Genomic DNA, 17,200 nt, shown 5'->3' with positions numbered 1-17,200 from the left:
GTGGGCCACGCCGTGGCGCGCCCAGGACTTCACGTCAGAGCTGGTGCGGCTTCGGTGAGTGCGGTGGGAATCAGTTGCTCCGCCCAGATGACCTTGCCCTCGCGGTTGTGCCGTGTGCCCCAGTTTTCGGTGAGTTGGGCGACCAGGAGCAGACCGCGGCCGCCCTCGTCGAAGGCCCGGGCACGGCGCAGGTGCGGGGCGGTGCTGCTGGCGTCGGAGACCTCGCATGTCAGAGCGGATTGAAGGATCATGCGCAGTTGGATGGGGCCCTTGCCGTAGCGGATGGCGTTCGTCACCAGTTCACTGACGACCAGCTCGGTGGTGAAAGCCATCTCCTCCAGGCCCCAGGCGGCCAGCTGATCGGATACGTGGGCGCGGGCCTTGGAGACGACCGCAGGGTCGCAGGGGATGTCCCATGTGGCGACGTGACCGGCGTCGAGAGCCCCGGTTCGTGCCACAAGAAGAGCTACGTCATCTGCAGGGTGGCTGGGAAGCAGCGTGGCCAGCAGTTCGTCGCAGGTCTCCTCGAGCGACGCCGGTGCTCGGGCGAGCACCTCGCGCAGCAATCCGAGGGCGGTCTCGATGTCACGCGAGCGGCTCTGTACGAGGCCGTCGGTGTACAGCACGAGTCGACTGCCCGGTGGCAGCTCGAACTCGGCGGTCTCGAAGGGCAGTCCGCCAAGGCCAAGGGGCGGGCCGATCGGCAGCTTCGGGAAGTCGACCGTGCGGGACGTGGTGGCCTCGTCGTCTGCGGTCGAGGAGGTCACCACTGCCGGCGGAAGGTGTCCTGCGCTGGCCAGCGAGCAGGTGCGGGAGACAGGGTCGTAGACCGCGTACAAGCAGGTCGCGCTCATCTCGTCCGTGCCCGGTTCTGCTTGGCGTTGCAGGCGGATGACGACGTCGTCGAGGTGGGTCAGCAGTTCGTCGGGAGTCAGGTCGATGTCCGCGAGAGTGCGAACGGCCGTGCGCAGCTGTCCCATGGTGGCCGCGGCATGCAGACCGTGGCCGATCACGTCGCCCACGACGAGTGCGACGCGGGCTCCGGAGAGCGGTATCACGTCGAACCAGTCGCCTCCCACGCCCGCTCGCGATCCGCTGGGCAGATAGCGCGAAGCCGTCTCGACGACGGACTCCTCCGGCACGGTTTGCGGCAGCAGGCTGCGCTGGAGGGCGAGTGCGGTGGAACGCTCCCGGGTGTAGCGACGGGCGTTGTCGATGTTCACCGCAGCTCTGGACGCGATCTCCTGGGCCAACAGCAGTTCGTCGTCGTCGAAGGCGTCCGCGGTGTGACGGCGGACGAACTGCGCGAGTCCCAGCGGCTTTCCGCGGGCCCACAACGGGACCAGGAGCATGGAGTGCAGGCCCAACGCGCCCAGGGCGAGCGCCTGTTCCGCTGATATGGCAAGCCACGGTGGGACGTTGTCCGCGGAAAGGGGGAGCCGGACGGGCTTTCCGGTCGCCAGTACGCGAGCAGGCGCCGACCCTTCCTGGTAGGCGTGCGTCTGCCCTGTGTCGACGGACGGGTCCGGGCACCCGGCCGAGAGCGCCTGAGCGACACGGTGGAGCGTCGCGGAACCGGCCACTGGGTACGTCCTGTCGTGTTGCAGGGCAGAGGACAGGATGTCGACGGTGACGAGGTCAGCGAGATGGTCGGCGCCGACGTCCGCCAGTTCCTGTGCGGTGCGGGTGATGTTCAGAGTGGTCCCGATGCGTGTCCCGGCGTCGTTGATCGTGATCAGCCGCCGCTGGAGCCGGCGGTCTCGTTCCCGCTGGTACGCCGCGACGCTCTGTTCCGCCGTGCGATCGACGTAAGCGAAGGCCATCTCGCTCAGCTTGGTCGTCGTGGCGTTGATCAGTTCCTGGGAATCGGCGACGCGGGCCGTTTCCGCGTAGAGCTGCTGGAGCAGATCCGCGTGGACGAGCCGGTAGACGCGAAGGAGCTGGCTGATCGGCACCCCGTGCTCGGCGAGTCGGCGGGCGAACTCGATGGCGCCAGGTGGTGTGCTGGCTTCGGCCATGTCCCGGTCGCGCTCGAGGAAGTCGAGACCGGCGGCGATATGTTCGGCCAGCGCCACGGGTGCCACGGCGGCGATGTCGTCGTGGTTCCACACCTCGGGGAGCTCGTCGCGCAGGTGCCGCAGCATCACCTCTACCAACTGGTCCGCTCGGGGTGTGAGGCTCCGGGCGAGATCGCTGAGGAAGACATGGGCGTCGGTTCCCATAGTCAAAATGTACTCGCACCCTGTTCGACGGGCCGTACGGAGCGGGCGTCCGGTGGTCACGCCTGCCCATCGATGGTTCCGGACGGGCAGTGCGATCACGGGGTGTGCCGCGTGCGGCGGAGAACAGGGCGCAGGGCTTCGATGACGTCGGGGTCGTCCACGGTGGAGGGGATGGGTTCGTCGTGGCCGTCGGCGATGCCGCGCATTGTCTTGCGCAGGATCTTTCCCGAGCGGGTCTTGGGCAGGGCGGCCACGACCGAGACATCCTTCAGTGACGCGACGGCGCCGATGCGCTCCCGGACCAGCTGGACGAGTTCGGCCTCGACCTCGCCCGGTTCGCGGTCGACACCGGCCTTCAGGACGACGAAACCGCGCGGGATCTGCCCCTTCATGGCGTCGGCGACGCCGATGACGGCGCATTCGGCGACATCGGGATGGGCGGCCAGGGCCTCTTCCATGCTGCCGGTGGACAGCCGGTGTCCGGCGACGTTGATGACATCGTCGGTGCGGCCCATGACGAAGACGTAGCCGTCGTCGTCGATGTGGCCGCTGTCGCCCGTGAGGTAGTAACCGTCGTAGGCGGAGAGATAGGAGGCGATGTAGCGTTCGTCGTCTTTCCAGAGGGTGGGGAGCGCGCCGGGCGGCAGCGGGAGCCGCACGACGATCGCGCCGTCCACGCCCGAAGGCACCGGCCGGCCCGCAGCGTCGAGGACGCGGACGTCCCAGCCCGGCAGCGGGCGGGTGGGGGATCCGGGTTTGAGGGGCGCGGGCTCGATGCCCATCGGGTTGGCGACGATGGGCCAGCCGGTCTCGGTCTGCCACCAGTGGTCGATCACCGGGATGCCCAGGAGGTTCTTCGCCCAGTGATAGGTCTCGGGGTCGAGGCGCTCGCCGGCGAGGAAGAGGTGACGCAGGCCGGTGAGGTCGTAGTCGGCCGTGAGTGTTCCCTTCGGGTCCTCCTTGCGGATGGCCCGGAAAGCGGTCGGAGCCGTGAACATGGTCTTGACCCGGTGCTCGGCTGCGACACGCCAGAACTGGCCAGCGTCCGGGGTGCCGACCGGCTTTCCTTCGTACAGAACGGTCGTGGCGCCGGCCAGCAGAGGCGCGTAGACGATGTATGAGTGCCCGACGACCCAACCGACGTCGGAGCCGGTGAACATGGTTTCGCCCGGGCCGACGTCGTAGACGGCTTCCATCGACCAACGCAGGGCGACCGCGTAGCCGCCGCAGTCACGGACGACTCCTTTGGGCTTTCCCGTCGTTCCGGACGTGTAGAGGATGTAGAGCGGGTCGGTGGCGGGCACGGGAACACAGTCGGCCGGCGGGGCCGCGGCGACCAGGTCATGCCAGTCGAGATCGTCCTGGCCCAACTCGGCGGGCTGCTGCGCGCGTTGCAGGATCACGCTCCTCTCGGGCTTGTGGGCCGCGAGTTCGATCGCCCGGTCGAGGAGCGGTTTGTAAGCGATGACACGCTTGCCCTCGATGCCGCAGGAGGCGGAGACGATCACCTTGGGGGCCGCGTCGTCGATGCGGAGGGCGAGTTCGCGTGGGGCGAAGCCCCCGAAGACGACCGAGTGGACGGCACCGATGCGCGCACAGGCCAGCATCGCGACGGCGGCCTCGGGCACCATCGGCATGTAGATGACCACCCGGTCGCCGTGTCCCACGCCGAGCCCCGCCAGCGCGCCGGCGAAGGCCGCGACCTCGTCCCTCAGCTGCGTGTATGTGTAGGTACGACGGGTGCCGGTCACGGGCGAGTCGTAGACGAGCGCGCGCTGTTCGCCGCGGCCGGCTTCGACGTGACGGTCGAGTGCGTTGAAGCAGACGTTGAGGCGTCCGTCGGGAAACCAGCGGTAGAAGGGGGCGCCCGAGGAGTCCAGGGCGCGTCGCGGAGTGACATCCCAGTCGATGCTTTCGGCCGCCTTCAACCAGAAGCTCTCCGGGGCTTCGATGCTGGCGCGGAAGACATCCTCGTACGTTCCCATCGCGCACTCCTTTGTGGCTTCGGGTTCCGCCGCATCGAGGCCGGGCTACGGCGGCGGCGTACAGAGCGGTGTGGGACACGTATACCGCGTGTCGCCTTCGGTGTGCAGCACAACACCTGCGGCCGGCCGCCGGTCACCGGCCTCGCGGTGGCTTCGGCGGCCCGGTCGGCAGCAGTGGGCCAGGGCTGCGGCCGTGTTCGCCGAAGCCCTGTGTCAATGAGAGTTCTTGCTGTTCAGGCGCCGAGGTGCGCGCGCAGCCACTGACCCATCTGCCCGATCGCTTCGTCCACCTCGGGTACCCGGCCCGCGCCCAGGATGAACGAGTGCTGGCCCTCCGGTACCGAGTGGACCTCGGACGTGATCTTGAACTCGGCAAGCCGATGGCCGAGCTGGGCGCCGTCGTCGGCGAGGGTCTCGTACTCGCCGTAGTAGACGATCGTGGGCGGCAGGCCCGTCAGATCGGCGTTGGCGATGCTGACTTGCGGGTCGGCGAAGTCCACCGCGGGGTCCTGCAGCCAGGCACCTCGGAAGAGTTCGAGGGTCGCCCTGCTGAGCATCTTGTCGTTGTCCTCGTTCGCGTCGACCGATGCGTGCTGGATGGTGAGGTCGGTCCAGGGCGACACGCTGACGATCGCGCCGGGGGTCGCCTCACCCTTGGCGAGCAGACGCAGAGGCAGCAGCACTGCGAGGGTGCCGCCGATCGAGTGGCCGGTGCTGCCGATGTTCTGGGGCTCGTAGCCCTGGGAGAGCAGCCACCTGTAGGCCGCCTCGGCGTCGTCGAGCTGGGCCGGGTAGGGGTGTTCGGGCGCCAGTCGGAAGTCCACGACGAGGGAGCGGACGCCGGCCGCCTTAGCGATGTGACCGGCCGCCTTGCGGTCGGAGTGCATCGAGGCGGTGACCGACCCGCCGAAGTGGAAGTGGAGCAGCGCCTGGTCGGGGCGTGCCCCCTCGGGAATGCACCAGAGCGCGGGGACTCCGTTCGCGTCCACCTCGGCGTAGGTGACGCCTTCCGGTTCCGTCGACGCCTTGTGGTTCGAGTCGACGATGTCGCGGATGACGGCGAGGTCGAGACCCGGAGCCGACGACTTCGCGCTCACGCTCGCGAGGAACTCCGCGAACTGCTTGGCCTCTGGACTTACTCCCATGGTGGCGCTCCTTCACGAGCCGGTGCCGGTCGCTTCGTGGGCGGCCGGGTGGGTGTGCTGGGCATGACGCTAGTAGCTGAGTATAGAAAAGTAAACTCAGATGGGCTTCACGCCGTGGATGCGGACCGGAGTCTGTCGTGACCCGGTCGGCAGGCGAGCGGCAGGCGGCTGGAAGCTCGCTCCTGCGCCGACGGCGCCGGCGCCGAATGTCCCGCCAGTTCACTCACGAGCCTTGCCCGTCAGGATTTTGTACTGCACGTGACGAAAATCGAGCTCAGGTTCTCTGGGCGAGGTAATGCTGCCGAGCCACCCAAGGACGAATGCCGCGGGAACAGAAACCAGGCCTGGGGTCTGGAACGGATACCAGTTGAAACTCGATTCCGGCCACAGCGCGAACTCGGTTCCTGAAACGATCGGCGAGAAGAGCGTGAGCGCGGCGCAGAGCAGCAGTCCGCCGTAGACGGACCACAGCAGTCCTCTGTCGTTGAACCGATACCAGAAGAACGAATAGATCAATGCGGGGAAGATGCACGAAGCGGCAACGCTTATCGAGAAAGCGACCAGGAATTCAGTCGGATACCGATGGATGGCGGCGGCCAGCGACAGGCCCACCACGCACACGATGACGGCGGCCACCCGAAGTGCCCGCACCTCTGCGGCGTCGGTGCGGCCGCGCCTGCCTCCCGCGAACACGTCATGGGCGAGGGAGACCGCGGCGGCGAAGGTCACGCTCGTCACGGTGGTGAGCACGGTGAGGAAGACGGCGCACGCTATGACGGTGATGAGCACGACGCGTCCTGTCGAGCCGTCACGGAGTACGTCTGCGGCCAGCTGGATCGGTGACGACTGCCCGGCGTCGTCGACCGCGCCGATGCCCGCCGCACCCACCACGGCAGCTGAAGCGAAGCCGGTGGTGATCAGAAGGAGGACGAAGACGCCATGCAGCCCCGTGGCGATGCTCATGGATCGCCGCGCCGTACGCCCGCTCCGTGAGGCGCCGATTCGCAGAAGCAGGTGAGGCATCACGGCGGTACCGAGGATGAAGACAATGTGATTACCGAAGGTGTTGAGCGACCCGAGGCTCGCTGTGTACGGCCAGAATCCGGGCCTCAGGTAGTCGTCCGGCGCCAAGCTCTTGTTCACCGCGGCCGAGAACAGGGATCCGGGATTCCAGTCGAATTTCCTGAGGGCCAGCAGCGTGATCACCCCAAGCGCCATCAAGGTGAGCGGGACCTTTGCGACGTGCATGAAACTATTGCCTCTCAGCCCCGCGACCGCGGCCAAGCAGGCGACCAGGCAGCCCATCAATATCGTGCACACCACCTGGGCCCCATCGGTGGGTATTCCGATGAGAAGGGCCGCGCTGACTCCGGCGGCCCGCAGTTGGATCACCAGGATCGGAATCGTGATGGCCAGTGTCACCGCGGTCGCGGCGATGCGCGGTCCCGAACCTGACGCCCGCAACGAAAAGAGGTCGCCGAGCGTGTAGCGACCGCTGTTGCGTATCTTCTGCGCGAGGAGAAGCAGCACACCGAGCATGATCAGACTGTCGAGTGCGTACGTGAACCCGTCGTAACCGAACAGGGCGATGCCACCGGAGACGGCCAGCAGCGTGACGACCGAGATCTGCTCGCCGGCCATGGCGAATCCGTTGAACAGCGGAGACAGGGACCGGTCGGCGACATACAGCCCCTCCGGGTTTTCCTCCTCCGCTGTGGCGAGCGTGAAGAGCCACAGCAGGGACACGCCGATGAAGGCGAGGAAGGCAATGATCACGGGGCGTCTGGCGTCCGACCCGATGGGGTCGAACGCACCAGAGCTCAGGATGTCCAGGGTCACCGCTTCACCACCCGGACCGGTTGACGGAAGCAGCAACGGACATCCCGGTGTGCGCTGCACTGGACGGCAGTGCCTGTTCGAGGGAGTCGGACGACCGGGTACTTCGGTTCTCGAACCACCAGGCAGTGGCCACGAAGAGCGCGCATTGCAGGATGCCCCACACGATGCCCAGCGTGAGTTTCCCGGACACCTGCACGGCCGGGACGTCGGTGAAGCAGGACAGCGCGCTGCCGATGATGAACGGAACCCCGTTGACGACAAGGAAGGCGCGCTGTGCGCGATGCACGCTCTCGCGAAGGGCCGCGATGCCCCGCAGTTGCGCGGCATCGCATGCGGGGCTCGATGCCAGTGGGCGATCAGGAAGATTTGGGGGGACGTGAGGGTGCACGGAATCTCCAGGCGGTGAGGGTGGGTGACGGCGCAGCGCGCGGCGTTCCGACGGCCAGGGCGGGGGTCCGGCCTACGACGGAAGAACGATGATGAGCAAGGGCCGAAGAGAGGGTGAGGCCCCAGCGGAAGCAAGGCGCGCGGCACAGCACGCGCTGCTCGCAACGGTCGCCACTCGATGTACAGGGTGCTGTGTCGGGTGGCGGGCGAACGAACGAGGAAGCTGGACCAGGCACAGATAGCCAAGCCCCAACTCGACCTCGCAAAAGCGAGCGCATGCTCACGGGCCGCTGTGGCCGGTGATGCGCCAGTCGCGATCAGGAGAATCGCTGACTCCGTGATGACCTGTCAACAGCCTGTGAACTGTGTGCGACATGTCACCTGACAGTGCCGCTCTGAAGCGCCGAAACCCACACTGCCTTTGCGCGTGAAGCAGGTCGCGCGCGCCATGGCTTACGCGTGCCCGAACTTCCGCACCCAGACCGGCACTTCGGCTTCACGACAACGCAACTGTGGCGTAGATGCACGGCCGAGGGGCGGAGTCGGGCACCTCGGGACCGCACAGTCCAGGCAGCGGGCGCTGCTCAGCCCGCCGTTCCTACAGAAAGAGGCCCCCGTGGTATCCAGCCGCTCGTGCACTGGGTGAGCCGCCCCGATCGGCGCTCACTTCCACGTCGCCCGCGGCTTGTCGAACGCGATGCTTCCCCGCGGTGACGGCGTTCCGTGCGCGGGCGCCAAGAGCCGGTACACCGACTGCGCCCGCGCGCTCGGGGCCGCCACGGACGGGGAGGTGCCCACTCCTCGGACGCACGGCATCGACAAGAACGACACTGGTTCCGCCTGGCGCCCGTCATGGCCGAGCAGGCGCTCGCGTCCGGATCCACCAGGAACAACCCAGTCGTGCCCACCGCGGACGAAATCCATGATCTCTACACTCGGATCTACGCCTGACACCCGGCCGGGATGCGTCAGTGCATGTCCGCCGCATCGAGCAGGACGGCCACAGTGGGAGCGATGAGTCCTGTCGATGTGTCGGCTTTGATTCCCGCGCGGGCGCTGGCGCCGTCGAAGACCAGGATCAACTGCCGGGCCAGCAGGTCAGGGTCGCTCGCGCCGCCCTGTTCGGCCTCGGCGCGGAAGAAGGTTGTCAGGTTCTCCTTGACCTGGTGGGCCACCCGGCTCGCAGGGTGGTTCTGGTCCTTGAGTTCGATCTGCACAGCCAGGTATCGACAGCCCTGGAAGTCGGGCTCCTCCGTCTGTGATGCCAGCTGTTCGAAGACGTGCAGGATGCGTTCGCGGGGGGAACGGTTGTCGTCCGCCGTGGGCAGGAGCGTCGCTACGAAGGCGGAGGCGCGCTCCTCCAGGCTCGCAGCCAGCAATTCGCCTTTGGTGTCGAACAGCTGGTACATGGAGCGCTTCGACACTCCTGCTGCCTTGCACAGCGCGTCGACGCCGATGCCGACACCGTCTCGGTAGGTGAGCGTGGCCGCTGCCTCCAGCAGCCGCTCTCGGGGACTTGGCTTCGTCTCGGTTCTCATACTGCGAGGCTAACTCGATTCCGACCAATTGAAAACCGATCGGTTTACAGCGTTCGTCGGGGCGATCTTCGGCTCTTCGGCGCTTCGATGCCGACCCCCGGCCGCGCGGGCGTATGAATACGGCTCCCGCTGCGCCGGGGTGACGGTCTTCTCGGGCGTACACCGGGCGCAGTCACAGCAGCCGCAGGTGACCGCGCCCCTGATGGTCGGCGTGCCCATCGGTCTCGGAAGTTCAGCCCACGCCGGGGGCGCCCGCTACCCGCGATGACCGGTCTTGCCGAAGACGGATCGCGTGGGTGGTAGCGGGCGCCATCTCGGATACGCCCTGTCTCGGTGGAGTCAGGCTCAGTGGGCCATCACAGGCTCGCCCTCCGACGGCGTCAGAGCCCGGTTCGGGATCAGGAACGCCGAGAGTACGGCGCCGATCACGAAGATGCCGGCGCCCCAGGCCAGGGTGGCCGTGTAGCCCTCGACCCCGGCCTGCGCCATGGTCAGCGCGCTGGGCTTGTGGGAGGTCAGGTAGTCGGTTGTGGCCGAGGAGGCGACGGTGGTCAGCAGCGCCGTGCTGATCGAGCCGCCGACCTGCTGGCTGGTGTTGATCAGTGCTGAGGCGACGCCCGTGTCCTCGTGGTGCACGCCTGAGGTCGCACCCTGGAACGCGGTGGTCATCACCGCACCGATGCCGAGACCCAGCAGGATCATGCCGGGCATGATGTGGGCGACGTAGGTGCTGTCCAGGGTGAGCTGGGTCAGCAGGGCCATGCCGGATGCGGAGACCAGGAACCCGGCGGTGATCACGATCTTGGGGCCGACCCTGGGCAGCAGCAGCGACGGCGCCGTGGTCGACGAAGCGACGATGCCGACGACCATCGGCAGGAACGCCAGACCGGCCTCGATCGGCGAGTAGCCGATGCTGGCCTCCAGGTAGTAGGTCAGGAACAGGAAGATCGAGAACATTCCCATGCCCAGGACGAACACCGCCAGGAACGCGCCACCGCGGGTCCGGTCCAGCACGAGTCGCAGCGGCAGCAGCGGATGCGCGACCCGGGTCTCCAGCCACACGAACACCGCGAGCAGCACCACGCCGCCCGCCAGGGACCCGAGGGTGACGGGGTTGGTCCAGCTGGTGGATTCGACGTGCGCGAAACCGTAGACGATGGCGAACAGCGCGGCGCTGACCGTGATGGTGCCCGGGATGTCGATGCGGGGCCGTTCGGTGACCGCGGGCTTGGCCAGCAGCAGCAGCGCGCCGAGGAGCGCGACGCCCGCGAAGATGACGTTCACGTACATCACCCAGCGCCACGACGTCCATTCGGTGAGCATGCCGCCGAGCAGCAGCCCGACCGCGGCACCCGCACCGGCCAGCGCGCTGAAGATGCCGAACGCCTTCGGCCTCTCGGACGGCTGGGTGAAGGTCACGCTGAGCAGTGAGAGGGCCGCGGGTGCCAGCAGCGCGGCGAACAGGCCCTGTGCCACGCGTGCCCCGACGAGGACTTCGAAGCTGCCGGCCGCTCCGCCGACGACGGACGCGCCCGCGAAACCGACCAGGCCGGTCACGAAGGTGGTGCGTCGGCCGAACAGGTCACCGAGTCGGCCGCCGAGCAGCAGCAGGCTGCCGAATGCCAGGGCATAGCCCGTGATGACCCACTGCCGACTGCCATCACTGAAGCCGAGGTCGTGTTGCGCCGCGGGCAGCGCGATGTTCACGACGGTCGCATCCAGCGTGACCATGAGCTGAGCCGTGCCCAGGACGACAAGCACCCACCAGCGCATGGCATGTGAGCCGCGGCGGCCCGAGTCTGTTTTCCCGGAGGCGGGCGCCTCGCGGTCGAAGGTGGTACTCACTTTTCCCCTTAGTTGCTGGTCGTAGGCTGGACACCAGTCGGAAACCGATCTGTTTCCACATAGGAAAACAGATCGGTTTCCCGAGCGCAAGTGAACGGATCGTCTACGACGGAGGAGTGGCCCGTAACACCCAAGCCTGCGCCGGCTGCCGGTACCGTCTCGACGCGCGACCGGCTGCGCTACTCGCAGCCCTCGCCATGCTGGGACCGAAGACCAGCGCCTCTCGCCGTGCCAGCCGATGGTTCGGGGTAGTCCACCTCTTGGGCTTGCGCATGGAAACCGATCGGTTTACGGTTGATGGAAACCGATCGGTTTCTCGCCGTGGAGGCAATCATGACCGCGCTCAATGGCGCACGCGTGTTCGTCCCCTCGACGGGGTCGAGACGGGCGCGTACGAGGGTCTCGCCGACGACATCTCTCGGCAGGTCAAGGCCGGCCTGGCCGGCGATCTGGCAGGACAGTACGCCCAGCCGGCGCAGTAGGCGCAGACCAGAGTGAACGGGCGGATCGGGCGTCGTCGGCGCATAGTCCGCCCTACCGGACCGAACCTGAGTCACCTTTCCGTAGTGCACAAACAAGGAGTCGGCGAGATGCCCAACCACGAGACCCGTCCTGCGATTCACATTCCCGGGGCCACCAGTCACACGATCGCCCCGCGCGCAGGACGTCACAACCACGAAGGCACACTGCGCTACCTCAGAGCGGGTACCGGTGCTCCCGTGGTCCTGCTGCACACCGTGCGCACGCAGGCCGAGCACTTCCGCTCCCTCATCCCGCTGATCTCGGACCGGTACACCGTGTACGCCCTCGACCTGCCGGGGATGGGCTACTCCGAGATCGTGCCCGGTGCGTCCTACGACGAGCCGGCGATGCGCGCGGGCGTCGAGCGGCTCCTCACCGAACTCGACCTGCACGACGTCACGTTGGTCGGGGAGTCCATGGGGGCGGTGCTCGCCCTGACCACCGCGGCCGATCTGCCGGAGCGGGTACGGCGCGTCGTCGCGGTCAACACCTACGACTTCCGCGACGGCATCGCCCGCTCCAGCCTCCTCGCCCGTGTGGTGGTCGGCGGTGTTCTCGCGCCGGGGGTGGGCCCGGTGGTCGCCCGGGTCGAGCCCAAGCCCGCCCTCCGCAGGGTCCTGCAGGGTGGCCTGGGCGACAAGAGCGCACTGCAGGAGGACTACCTGGACGAGCTCCTCCGGGTGGGCAGCCGACCCGGCTACCCGGCCGTCGCCCGGGGCGTGTACCAGGCCCTGCCCAGCCTCATCGCCGCCCGCTCGCGCTACCCCGAGGTCAAGGCCCCCGTCCACCTCGTCTACGGCGAGAAGGACTGGTCCCGGCCCTCGGACCGCGAAGCCAACAAGAAGCTCCTGCCCGCCGCCGAGTTCACGCAGGTGCCGGGAGCGGGCCACTTCATCGCCGTGGAAAGGCCCGAGGTCCTGGCGGACCTGCTGAACGCGGAGGCGTGATCCCCCGTGGACGCGACGGAGGTGCCGACGGCGCGGCCCTCCGTGCGACTGGCTGCCATGGGATCTCCGCCGGTCCTCGCGTCCTCCGGTGGCCGTGCCGGACGCAAGCTCCGCGGCCGGCCTGATCTCAGTTGCTGTCGGGCACCATCGAGACAACGACCTTGCCGGCCTTGGTGCGTCCCTGCTCGACGTACGCCATTGCGTCGAGCGTCTCGTCGAACGGGAAGACCCGGTCGATGACGGGGCGGAGCTTCCCGCTGTCGTAAAGGGCGCCGAGCTTGCGCAGCTGCGAGCCGTTGGCCTGCATGAAGAAGAACTGGTAGCGCACGCCCAGGGCCTTGGCCTGCTTACGGACCTTGCGACTGAGGGTGTTCATGACGAGACCCATGAACGAGGGGGCGCCGAGCTGCTTGGCGAAACCGGAGTCCGGCGGGCCGGCGACGCCGATGGCCAGGCCGCCGGGCTTCAGTACGGTCAGCGATTTCTCGAGGTTGGACCCGCCCAGGGAGTCCAGCACCAGGTCGTAGCCGGACAGCACCTTCGAGAAGTCCTCCTTGGTGTAGTCGACGACGACGTCGGCGCCGAGGCTCCTGACCAGCTTCTCGGTATCGGTGTTCGTGGTTGTCGCCACGGTGGCGCCGAGGTGCTTGGCGAGCTGGATGACCGTCGAGCCGAGGCCACCGGCGCCGGCGTGGACGAGCACCTTCTGCCCCGGCTTCACGCGGCCATGGTCGACAAGGATCTGCCAGGCGGCCAGGGCCACCAGCGGCACCGCGGCTGCCTCCTGCGGCGAGAGCGAGGACGGCTTGGGCGCTACATCGTCCTGGTCGATCGCGATGAACTCGGCGAAGCCTCCGATCCGCAGGTCGCGCGGGCGGGCGTAGACCTCGTCGCCGACTTCGAGGCCGCGTACGGCGGAGCCGACCCGCGTCACGACGCCGGCCAGATCGTGGCCGAGTACGAACGGGCGCTTGTACTTGAGGAGTTGCTTGAACTCCCCGTTGCGGACCATCTTGTCCAGCGGGTTGATGCTGGCGGCGCTCACCTTGACCAGGACGTCGCGGTCCCCGACGGTGGGCTCGGCTACCTCCGCGGCGCGCGCGCCGTCCTTGCCGTACTTCTCGACGACGAATGCCTTCATGTCAGCCACCCTTCTCTGTGCTGTGCTCGGTATGTTTTTGGCGGTCGATGCAACCGCTACGCCGGCATGGACCGGGGAGATGACGCGGGAAACCCGCAAGGCAAGCAGCGCGCGTGCGGCCGGTTTGATCCGCGGTCATGACGCTACTGTCTGAGTATGGAAAAGTAAACTCAGGTGAGGTTAGAATCACCCGCATGGATGCGTGGACCGAAGTTCTCCAGGACACCGGCATGGACGCCCGTCTCGACCGGGACGTGTCGAACTGCTCGATCGCACGGACCCTTGAGATCGTGGGCGAGAAGTGGACGATCCTGATCCTCCGCGAGGTCTGGTACGGCTCGTCCCGCTTCAGTGAGTTCGAGCGCGTCCTCGGCTGCCCTCGCAACCTCCTCGCGACGCGGCTTCGCATGCTCGTGGAGGAAGGGATTCTCGCCACCGAGACCTACAAGGAGCCCGGCGCGCGGAGTCGGCCGAAGTACGTGATCACGCCCAAGGGCGCGGATCTCGTCCCGGCCGTGATGGGACTCCTGCAGTGGGGCGACCGATACCGTGCCGACCCGGAGGGGCCCGCTGTTCTGTCGCGGCACCGCGAATGCGGCGCGCATGTCGACGTGCAGTTGCGCTGCGAACAGGGTCATTCAGTGAAGGCGGAGGACATCGAGAGCCTCCCCGGCCCTGCCTTTCGCATGAAGCACCCCGGGTGAGCTTCGGGAGGTGGCGTCAGGCGATGGGCGCGAACTCCTTCCCGGTCACATGATGATGGCGGCGCTCCCCAGGCGGGGGCGCCGCCATCATCGTATGAAGTGCTGCCGGGGGCGTCAGCCCTTCATCAAGGGGACGGCACGTGCCGGACGGTGCGCCCGCACTCCTCCAAATCTCACGACATGGCACGACACGACACGACACGACACGACCCGACGCAGACGCGGACGCCCCCAGGACCCGGCAGCCGGCTCAGGACCCGGACGCACTTACCCAGCGGTGATAGGCGTCCACGTCGACGTTGCTGCCGCACACGATGGTGACTACGTGTCGGCCGGCGAAGCGGTCACGGTCTTCGAGGATCGCCGCGATGCCGAGCGCGGCCGAGGGTTCGACGACGAGGCCGGCATGGTCGAAGAGCATCCGCATACCGGCGATGATCGACGCCTCCTGGACCAGGACGGCGTCGTCGGCGACCAGGAGGAGATCGTCCAGGACGGCCGGGATGGGACGCCGGCCTGCGACGCCGTCAGCGATGGTGTCGGTCGAGTCGGTGGTGATGACACGACGGCTGCGCCACGAGTGTGTCAGCGCCGGTGCGCCCAGCGGCTGGACGCAGATCACCTCGACTTCGGGTGCCAAGGACTTCATGACATGACCCACGCCGGTGGCCAGTGCCCCGCCGCCGAGGGCAATCAGGACGGTGTCGAACGACGGCGCGGTGTCCACCAGTTCCAGGCCGATGGTCGCCGCACCCTCGCAGGTCTCGATGTCCAGGCTGTCTTCGAGCAGTCGGATGCCGTCGTACCGCGCGATGGTTGCCGCCCGCTCGCGTGCCATCTCGTGGTCGCCGTCCACCAGTTCCAGCCTGGCGCCCAACGCGCGGATGCGATCGAGCTTGGCCGCAGTCGCAAAGCGGGATGCCACGACGGTCACGTCGAGCCCCCGGTCGCGAGCGGACCAAGCGAGGGCTTGGCCGAGGTTGCCCGCGCTGGCGCACACCACGGCTCGTGGACCTTTGTCGGCGAGCAGGCAGGCGACTACCTCGGTGCCGCGGGCCTTGAAGCTGCGGACAGGGTTCGCCGTTTCGAGCTTGATGCTCACGGCGCACCCGAGGTCGGGCTCCATCGCCTCGCAGCGGTACAGCGGAGTGTCGAGAAAGATCGGGTCGATCACCCGGCGAGCAGCCCGGATCCGAGCAGTGTCGAGGCGCGTCTCCTGCACGACACAGAAGCGTAGCTCCGTCGGCGCTGTTGCATTGAGCAATCGTCAAGAACTGCGGTTCGGGTGACGCGTGATCAGGCAACGAGCGATCCCGTCGATTACCGCACGGTGAAGTCTGCGCAGCCACGGGCCGCCCCGCAACGGAACTCGCCCCTCTGACGGGATTGTGGGCCGCCACCGCGACGGCCCACAACGACGTCGGGGTACATCAGGACCCGGCAGAGACCGCGGCGGCGTGGGCAGCCCGCAGTGAAGCTTTGTCGATCTTTCCGACCGCGTTCTTCGCGATCGCCTCCACCACGAAGAACGCGGTCGGGCGCTTGTAGCCGGTGAGGCTGCGTGTGCAGAGGTCGTTGAGCGCCGACGGATCGACGGTCGAACCCGGTCGAGGCTGGACGTAGGCGACGACCACCTCTCCCCACTTCTCGTCGGCTACGCCGATCACGGCGGCCTCGAGCACCGACGAGTCGCCGGCGAGCACGTCTTCGATCTCCTTGGGGTAGATGTTCTCCCCGCCACGGATGATCATGTCCTTCGAGCGCCCGACCAGGCTCAGATAGCCCTCGGCGTCGAGATGGCCCACGTCGCCCGTGTGCAACCAGCCGTCGACGATGACCTTGGCCGTTTCGTCCGGGCGGCCGAGGTAGCCACGCATGACGTTGGGGCCCCTCACCACGACCTCACCGTCCATGCCCTGGGCCAGCTCCGTACCGTCGGCGTCAAGGATCCGGATCTCCTGCCCGGGGAAGGGGAGTCCCACGGTTCCGGCGCGTCGAGGGCCGGCGACGGGGTTGATGGTGGAGCCGCAGGTCCCCTCGGAGAGTCCGTAACCTTCGATGAGCGGAAAGCCGTACCGGGCCTCGAACCGGGTCAGCAACTCGGCGGAGGCAGGTGCCGCGCCGCAGACTCCGAAGCGCAGGGACGAGGTGTCGGGCCGGACGTCGTCCGGGAGCGCCGCGAGCATGCTGTAGATCGTCGGGACGGCGCTGAAGAATGTCGGGCGCTCACGCTCGACGACGTCGAAGAAGGACTTCGGATTGAACCTGTCGGCGATGACGACGCTCGCCATCGCGAGCAACGGCGTGAGGATGCTGACCACGATGCCGTTGACGTGGAAGAGCGGCAGGATCAGCAGGCACCGGTCGTCCGGTCCGACCTGGAGGGACTGACGCCCCATCTCCACCATGGCGTCGATGTTGGCGTGGTCGAGCATCACGCCCTTGGGTACCCCTGTGGTGCCGCTGGTGTAGATGAGGAGGGCCAGCGCGGACGGGTCCGCACCCGGCGGCTGATCCTCATCCGCGGGTTCCTCTTCGTACAGTTCGCCGACGGCGAGTGTGGCGACACCGTCCCCGACACCGGTGCCGCCGTCCTCGACCACGAGCAGGCGTGCGCTGGAGTCGGCGATCTGGCGGGTGACCTCGACGTCGGTCATGCTCGGGTTGACCGGCGTGATGGTGGCGCCCAGCCGCCAGGCGGCGAACAGCAGGAGCACGAACTCGACGCGATTCGTCAGCTTGAGGGCCACGACGTCACCGGGACCGACCCCGAGGTCCCGGAGGTGAGAAGCCGCCGCTCGGACGCAACGCAGCAACTGAGCGTTGGTGAGGGCTTGGCGGCCGTCCGAGACCGCGGCCCCCTCTGGGTCGTAAGCCGCGCGGCGGTCGGGCAGAGAAGCGAAATTCATGGCGAGCGTACCTGTC

12 protein-coding genes and 1 pseudogene are annotated in these 17,200 nt (G+C 67.7%); 3 read left to right on the top strand and 10 right to left on the bottom strand.

The genetic code is table 11. The features are described from left to right. Positions 1–29: 29 nt before the first annotated feature. The 7 genes from ACN6LB_RS29845 to ACN6LB_RS29815 all read right to left on the bottom strand — a co-directional run bounded on the left by ACN6LB_RS29845 (position 30) and on the right by ACN6LB_RS29815 (position 10,961). Positions 30–2,222, bottom strand: a complete 2,193-nt coding sequence (locus tag ACN6LB_RS29845; RefSeq protein ID WP_445028572.1) for an ATP-binding SpoIIE family protein phosphatase — start codon at positions 2,220–2,222, stop codon at positions 30–32. Between the two features lie 95 nt (positions 2,223–2,317). Then, a complete protein-coding gene (locus tag ACN6LB_RS29840; RefSeq protein WP_445028571.1) occupies positions 2,318–4,207 on the bottom strand; it encodes an AMP-binding protein in 1,890 nt (629 codons plus the stop codon). A 233-nt stretch (positions 4,208–4,440) separates the two neighbouring features. Beyond that, the gene (locus ACN6LB_RS29835; protein WP_445028570.1) at positions 4,441–5,352 is read right to left on the bottom strand and encodes an alpha/beta hydrolase fold domain-containing protein; all 912 of its coding nucleotides are present in this window, start codon (positions 5,350–5,352) and stop codon (positions 4,441–4,443) included. A gap of 219 nt (positions 5,353–5,571) precedes the next feature. After that, entirely contained in the window at positions 5,572–7,191 is a 1,620-nt protein-coding gene (locus tag ACN6LB_RS29830; RefSeq protein ID WP_445028569.1) for a sodium:solute symporter family transporter, read from the bottom strand. Between the two features lie 4 nt (positions 7,192–7,195). After that, complete coding sequence (locus ACN6LB_RS29825; RefSeq protein WP_445028568.1) at positions 7,196–7,579, bottom strand: hypothetical protein; 384 nt, start codon at positions 7,577–7,579, stop codon at positions 7,196–7,198. A 967-nt stretch (positions 7,580–8,546) separates the two neighbouring features. After that, the gene (locus ACN6LB_RS29820; protein ID WP_445028567.1) at positions 8,547–9,116 is read right to left on the bottom strand and encodes a TetR/AcrR family transcriptional regulator; all 570 of its coding nucleotides are present in this window, start codon (positions 9,114–9,116) and stop codon (positions 8,547–8,549) included. Positions 9,117–9,461: 345 nt separating this feature from the next. Further along, the gene (locus tag ACN6LB_RS29815; protein ID WP_445028566.1) at positions 9,462–10,961 is read right to left on the bottom strand and encodes an MFS transporter; all 1,500 of its coding nucleotides are present in this window, start codon (positions 10,959–10,961) and stop codon (positions 9,462–9,464) included. 368 nt (positions 10,962–11,329) lie between these two features. On the opposite strand from ACN6LB_RS29815, the pseudogene ACN6LB_RS29810 reads away from it, so the two are divergent. Both ACN6LB_RS29810 and ACN6LB_RS29805 read left to right on the top strand, forming a co-directional pair. Continuing rightward, positions 11,330–11,443 (top strand): annotated as a pseudogene (locus tag ACN6LB_RS29810) (short-chain dehydrogenase); the annotation flags it as partial. A gap of 108 nt (positions 11,444–11,551) precedes the next feature. Beyond that, positions 11,552–12,430, top strand: coding sequence for an alpha/beta fold hydrolase (locus ACN6LB_RS29805; RefSeq protein ID WP_445028564.1), 879 nt, complete (start codon positions 11,552–11,554; stop codon positions 12,428–12,430). 127 nt (positions 12,431–12,557) lie between these two features. Here the strand turns inward: ACN6LB_RS29805 and ACN6LB_RS29800 are convergent, their stop codons facing one another. Beyond that, a complete protein-coding gene (locus tag ACN6LB_RS29800) occupies positions 12,558–13,571 on the bottom strand; it encodes an NADP-dependent oxidoreductase (protein WP_445028563.1) in 1,014 nt (337 codons plus the stop codon). Positions 13,572–13,801: 230 nt separating this feature from the next. On the opposite strand from ACN6LB_RS29800, the gene ACN6LB_RS29795 reads away from it, so the two are divergent. Next, positions 13,802–14,275, top strand: coding sequence for a winged helix-turn-helix transcriptional regulator (locus ACN6LB_RS29795; protein WP_445028606.1), 474 nt, complete (start codon positions 13,802–13,804; stop codon positions 14,273–14,275). Positions 14,276–14,525: 250 nt separating this feature from the next. Here the strand turns inward: ACN6LB_RS29795 and ACN6LB_RS29790 are convergent, their stop codons facing one another. Further along, positions 14,526–15,497: a threonine ammonia-lyase gene (locus ACN6LB_RS29790; RefSeq protein ID WP_445028562.1), complete on the bottom strand. Its 972-nt coding sequence runs from the start codon at positions 15,495–15,497 to the stop codon at positions 14,526–14,528. A gap of 208 nt (positions 15,498–15,705) precedes the next feature. After that, complete coding sequence (locus ACN6LB_RS29785) at positions 15,706–17,184, bottom strand: class I adenylate-forming enzyme family protein (RefSeq protein WP_445028561.1); 1,479 nt, start codon at positions 17,182–17,184, stop codon at positions 15,706–15,708. Between the last annotated feature and the right edge of the window lie 16 nt (positions 17,185–17,200).

The sequence above is a fragment of the Streptomyces sp. SAS_270 genome, from assembly GCF_052543295.1.
The sequence above is the reverse complement of the archived record's forward strand: the minus strand, read 5'-3'. Positions and strand labels throughout refer to the sequence as shown.

Bases quoted from the DNA above. Each gene is read 5' to 3' on its own strand.
- ACN6LB_RS29800 (WP_445028563.1), bottom strand. From the start codon at position 13,571: ATGAAGGCATTCGTCGTCGAGAAGTACGGCAAGGACGGCGCGCGCGCC.
- ACN6LB_RS29840 (WP_445028571.1), bottom strand. From the start codon at position 4,207: ATGGGAACGTACGAGGATGTCTTCCGCGCCAGCATCGAAGCCCCGGAG.
- ACN6LB_RS29805 (WP_445028564.1), top strand. From the start codon at position 11,552: ATGCCCAACCACGAGACCCGTCCTGCGATTCACATTCCCGGGGCCACC.
- ACN6LB_RS29835 (WP_445028570.1), bottom strand. From the start codon at position 5,352: ATGGGAGTAAGTCCAGAGGCCAAGCAGTTCGCGGAGTTCCTCGCGAGC.
- ACN6LB_RS29820 (WP_445028567.1), bottom strand. From the start codon at position 9,116: ATGAGAACCGAGACGAAGCCAAGTCCCCGAGAGCGGCTGCTGGAGGCA.
- ACN6LB_RS29785 (WP_445028561.1), bottom strand. From the start codon at position 17,184: ATGAATTTCGCTTCTCTGCCCGACCGCCGCGCGGCTTACGACCCAGAG.
- ACN6LB_RS29795 (WP_445028606.1), top strand. From the start codon at position 13,802: ATGGACGCCCGTCTCGACCGGGACGTGTCGAACTGCTCGATCGCACGG.
- ACN6LB_RS29845 (WP_445028572.1), bottom strand. From the start codon at position 2,222: ATGGGAACCGACGCCCATGTCTTCCTCAGCGATCTCGCCCGGAGCCTC.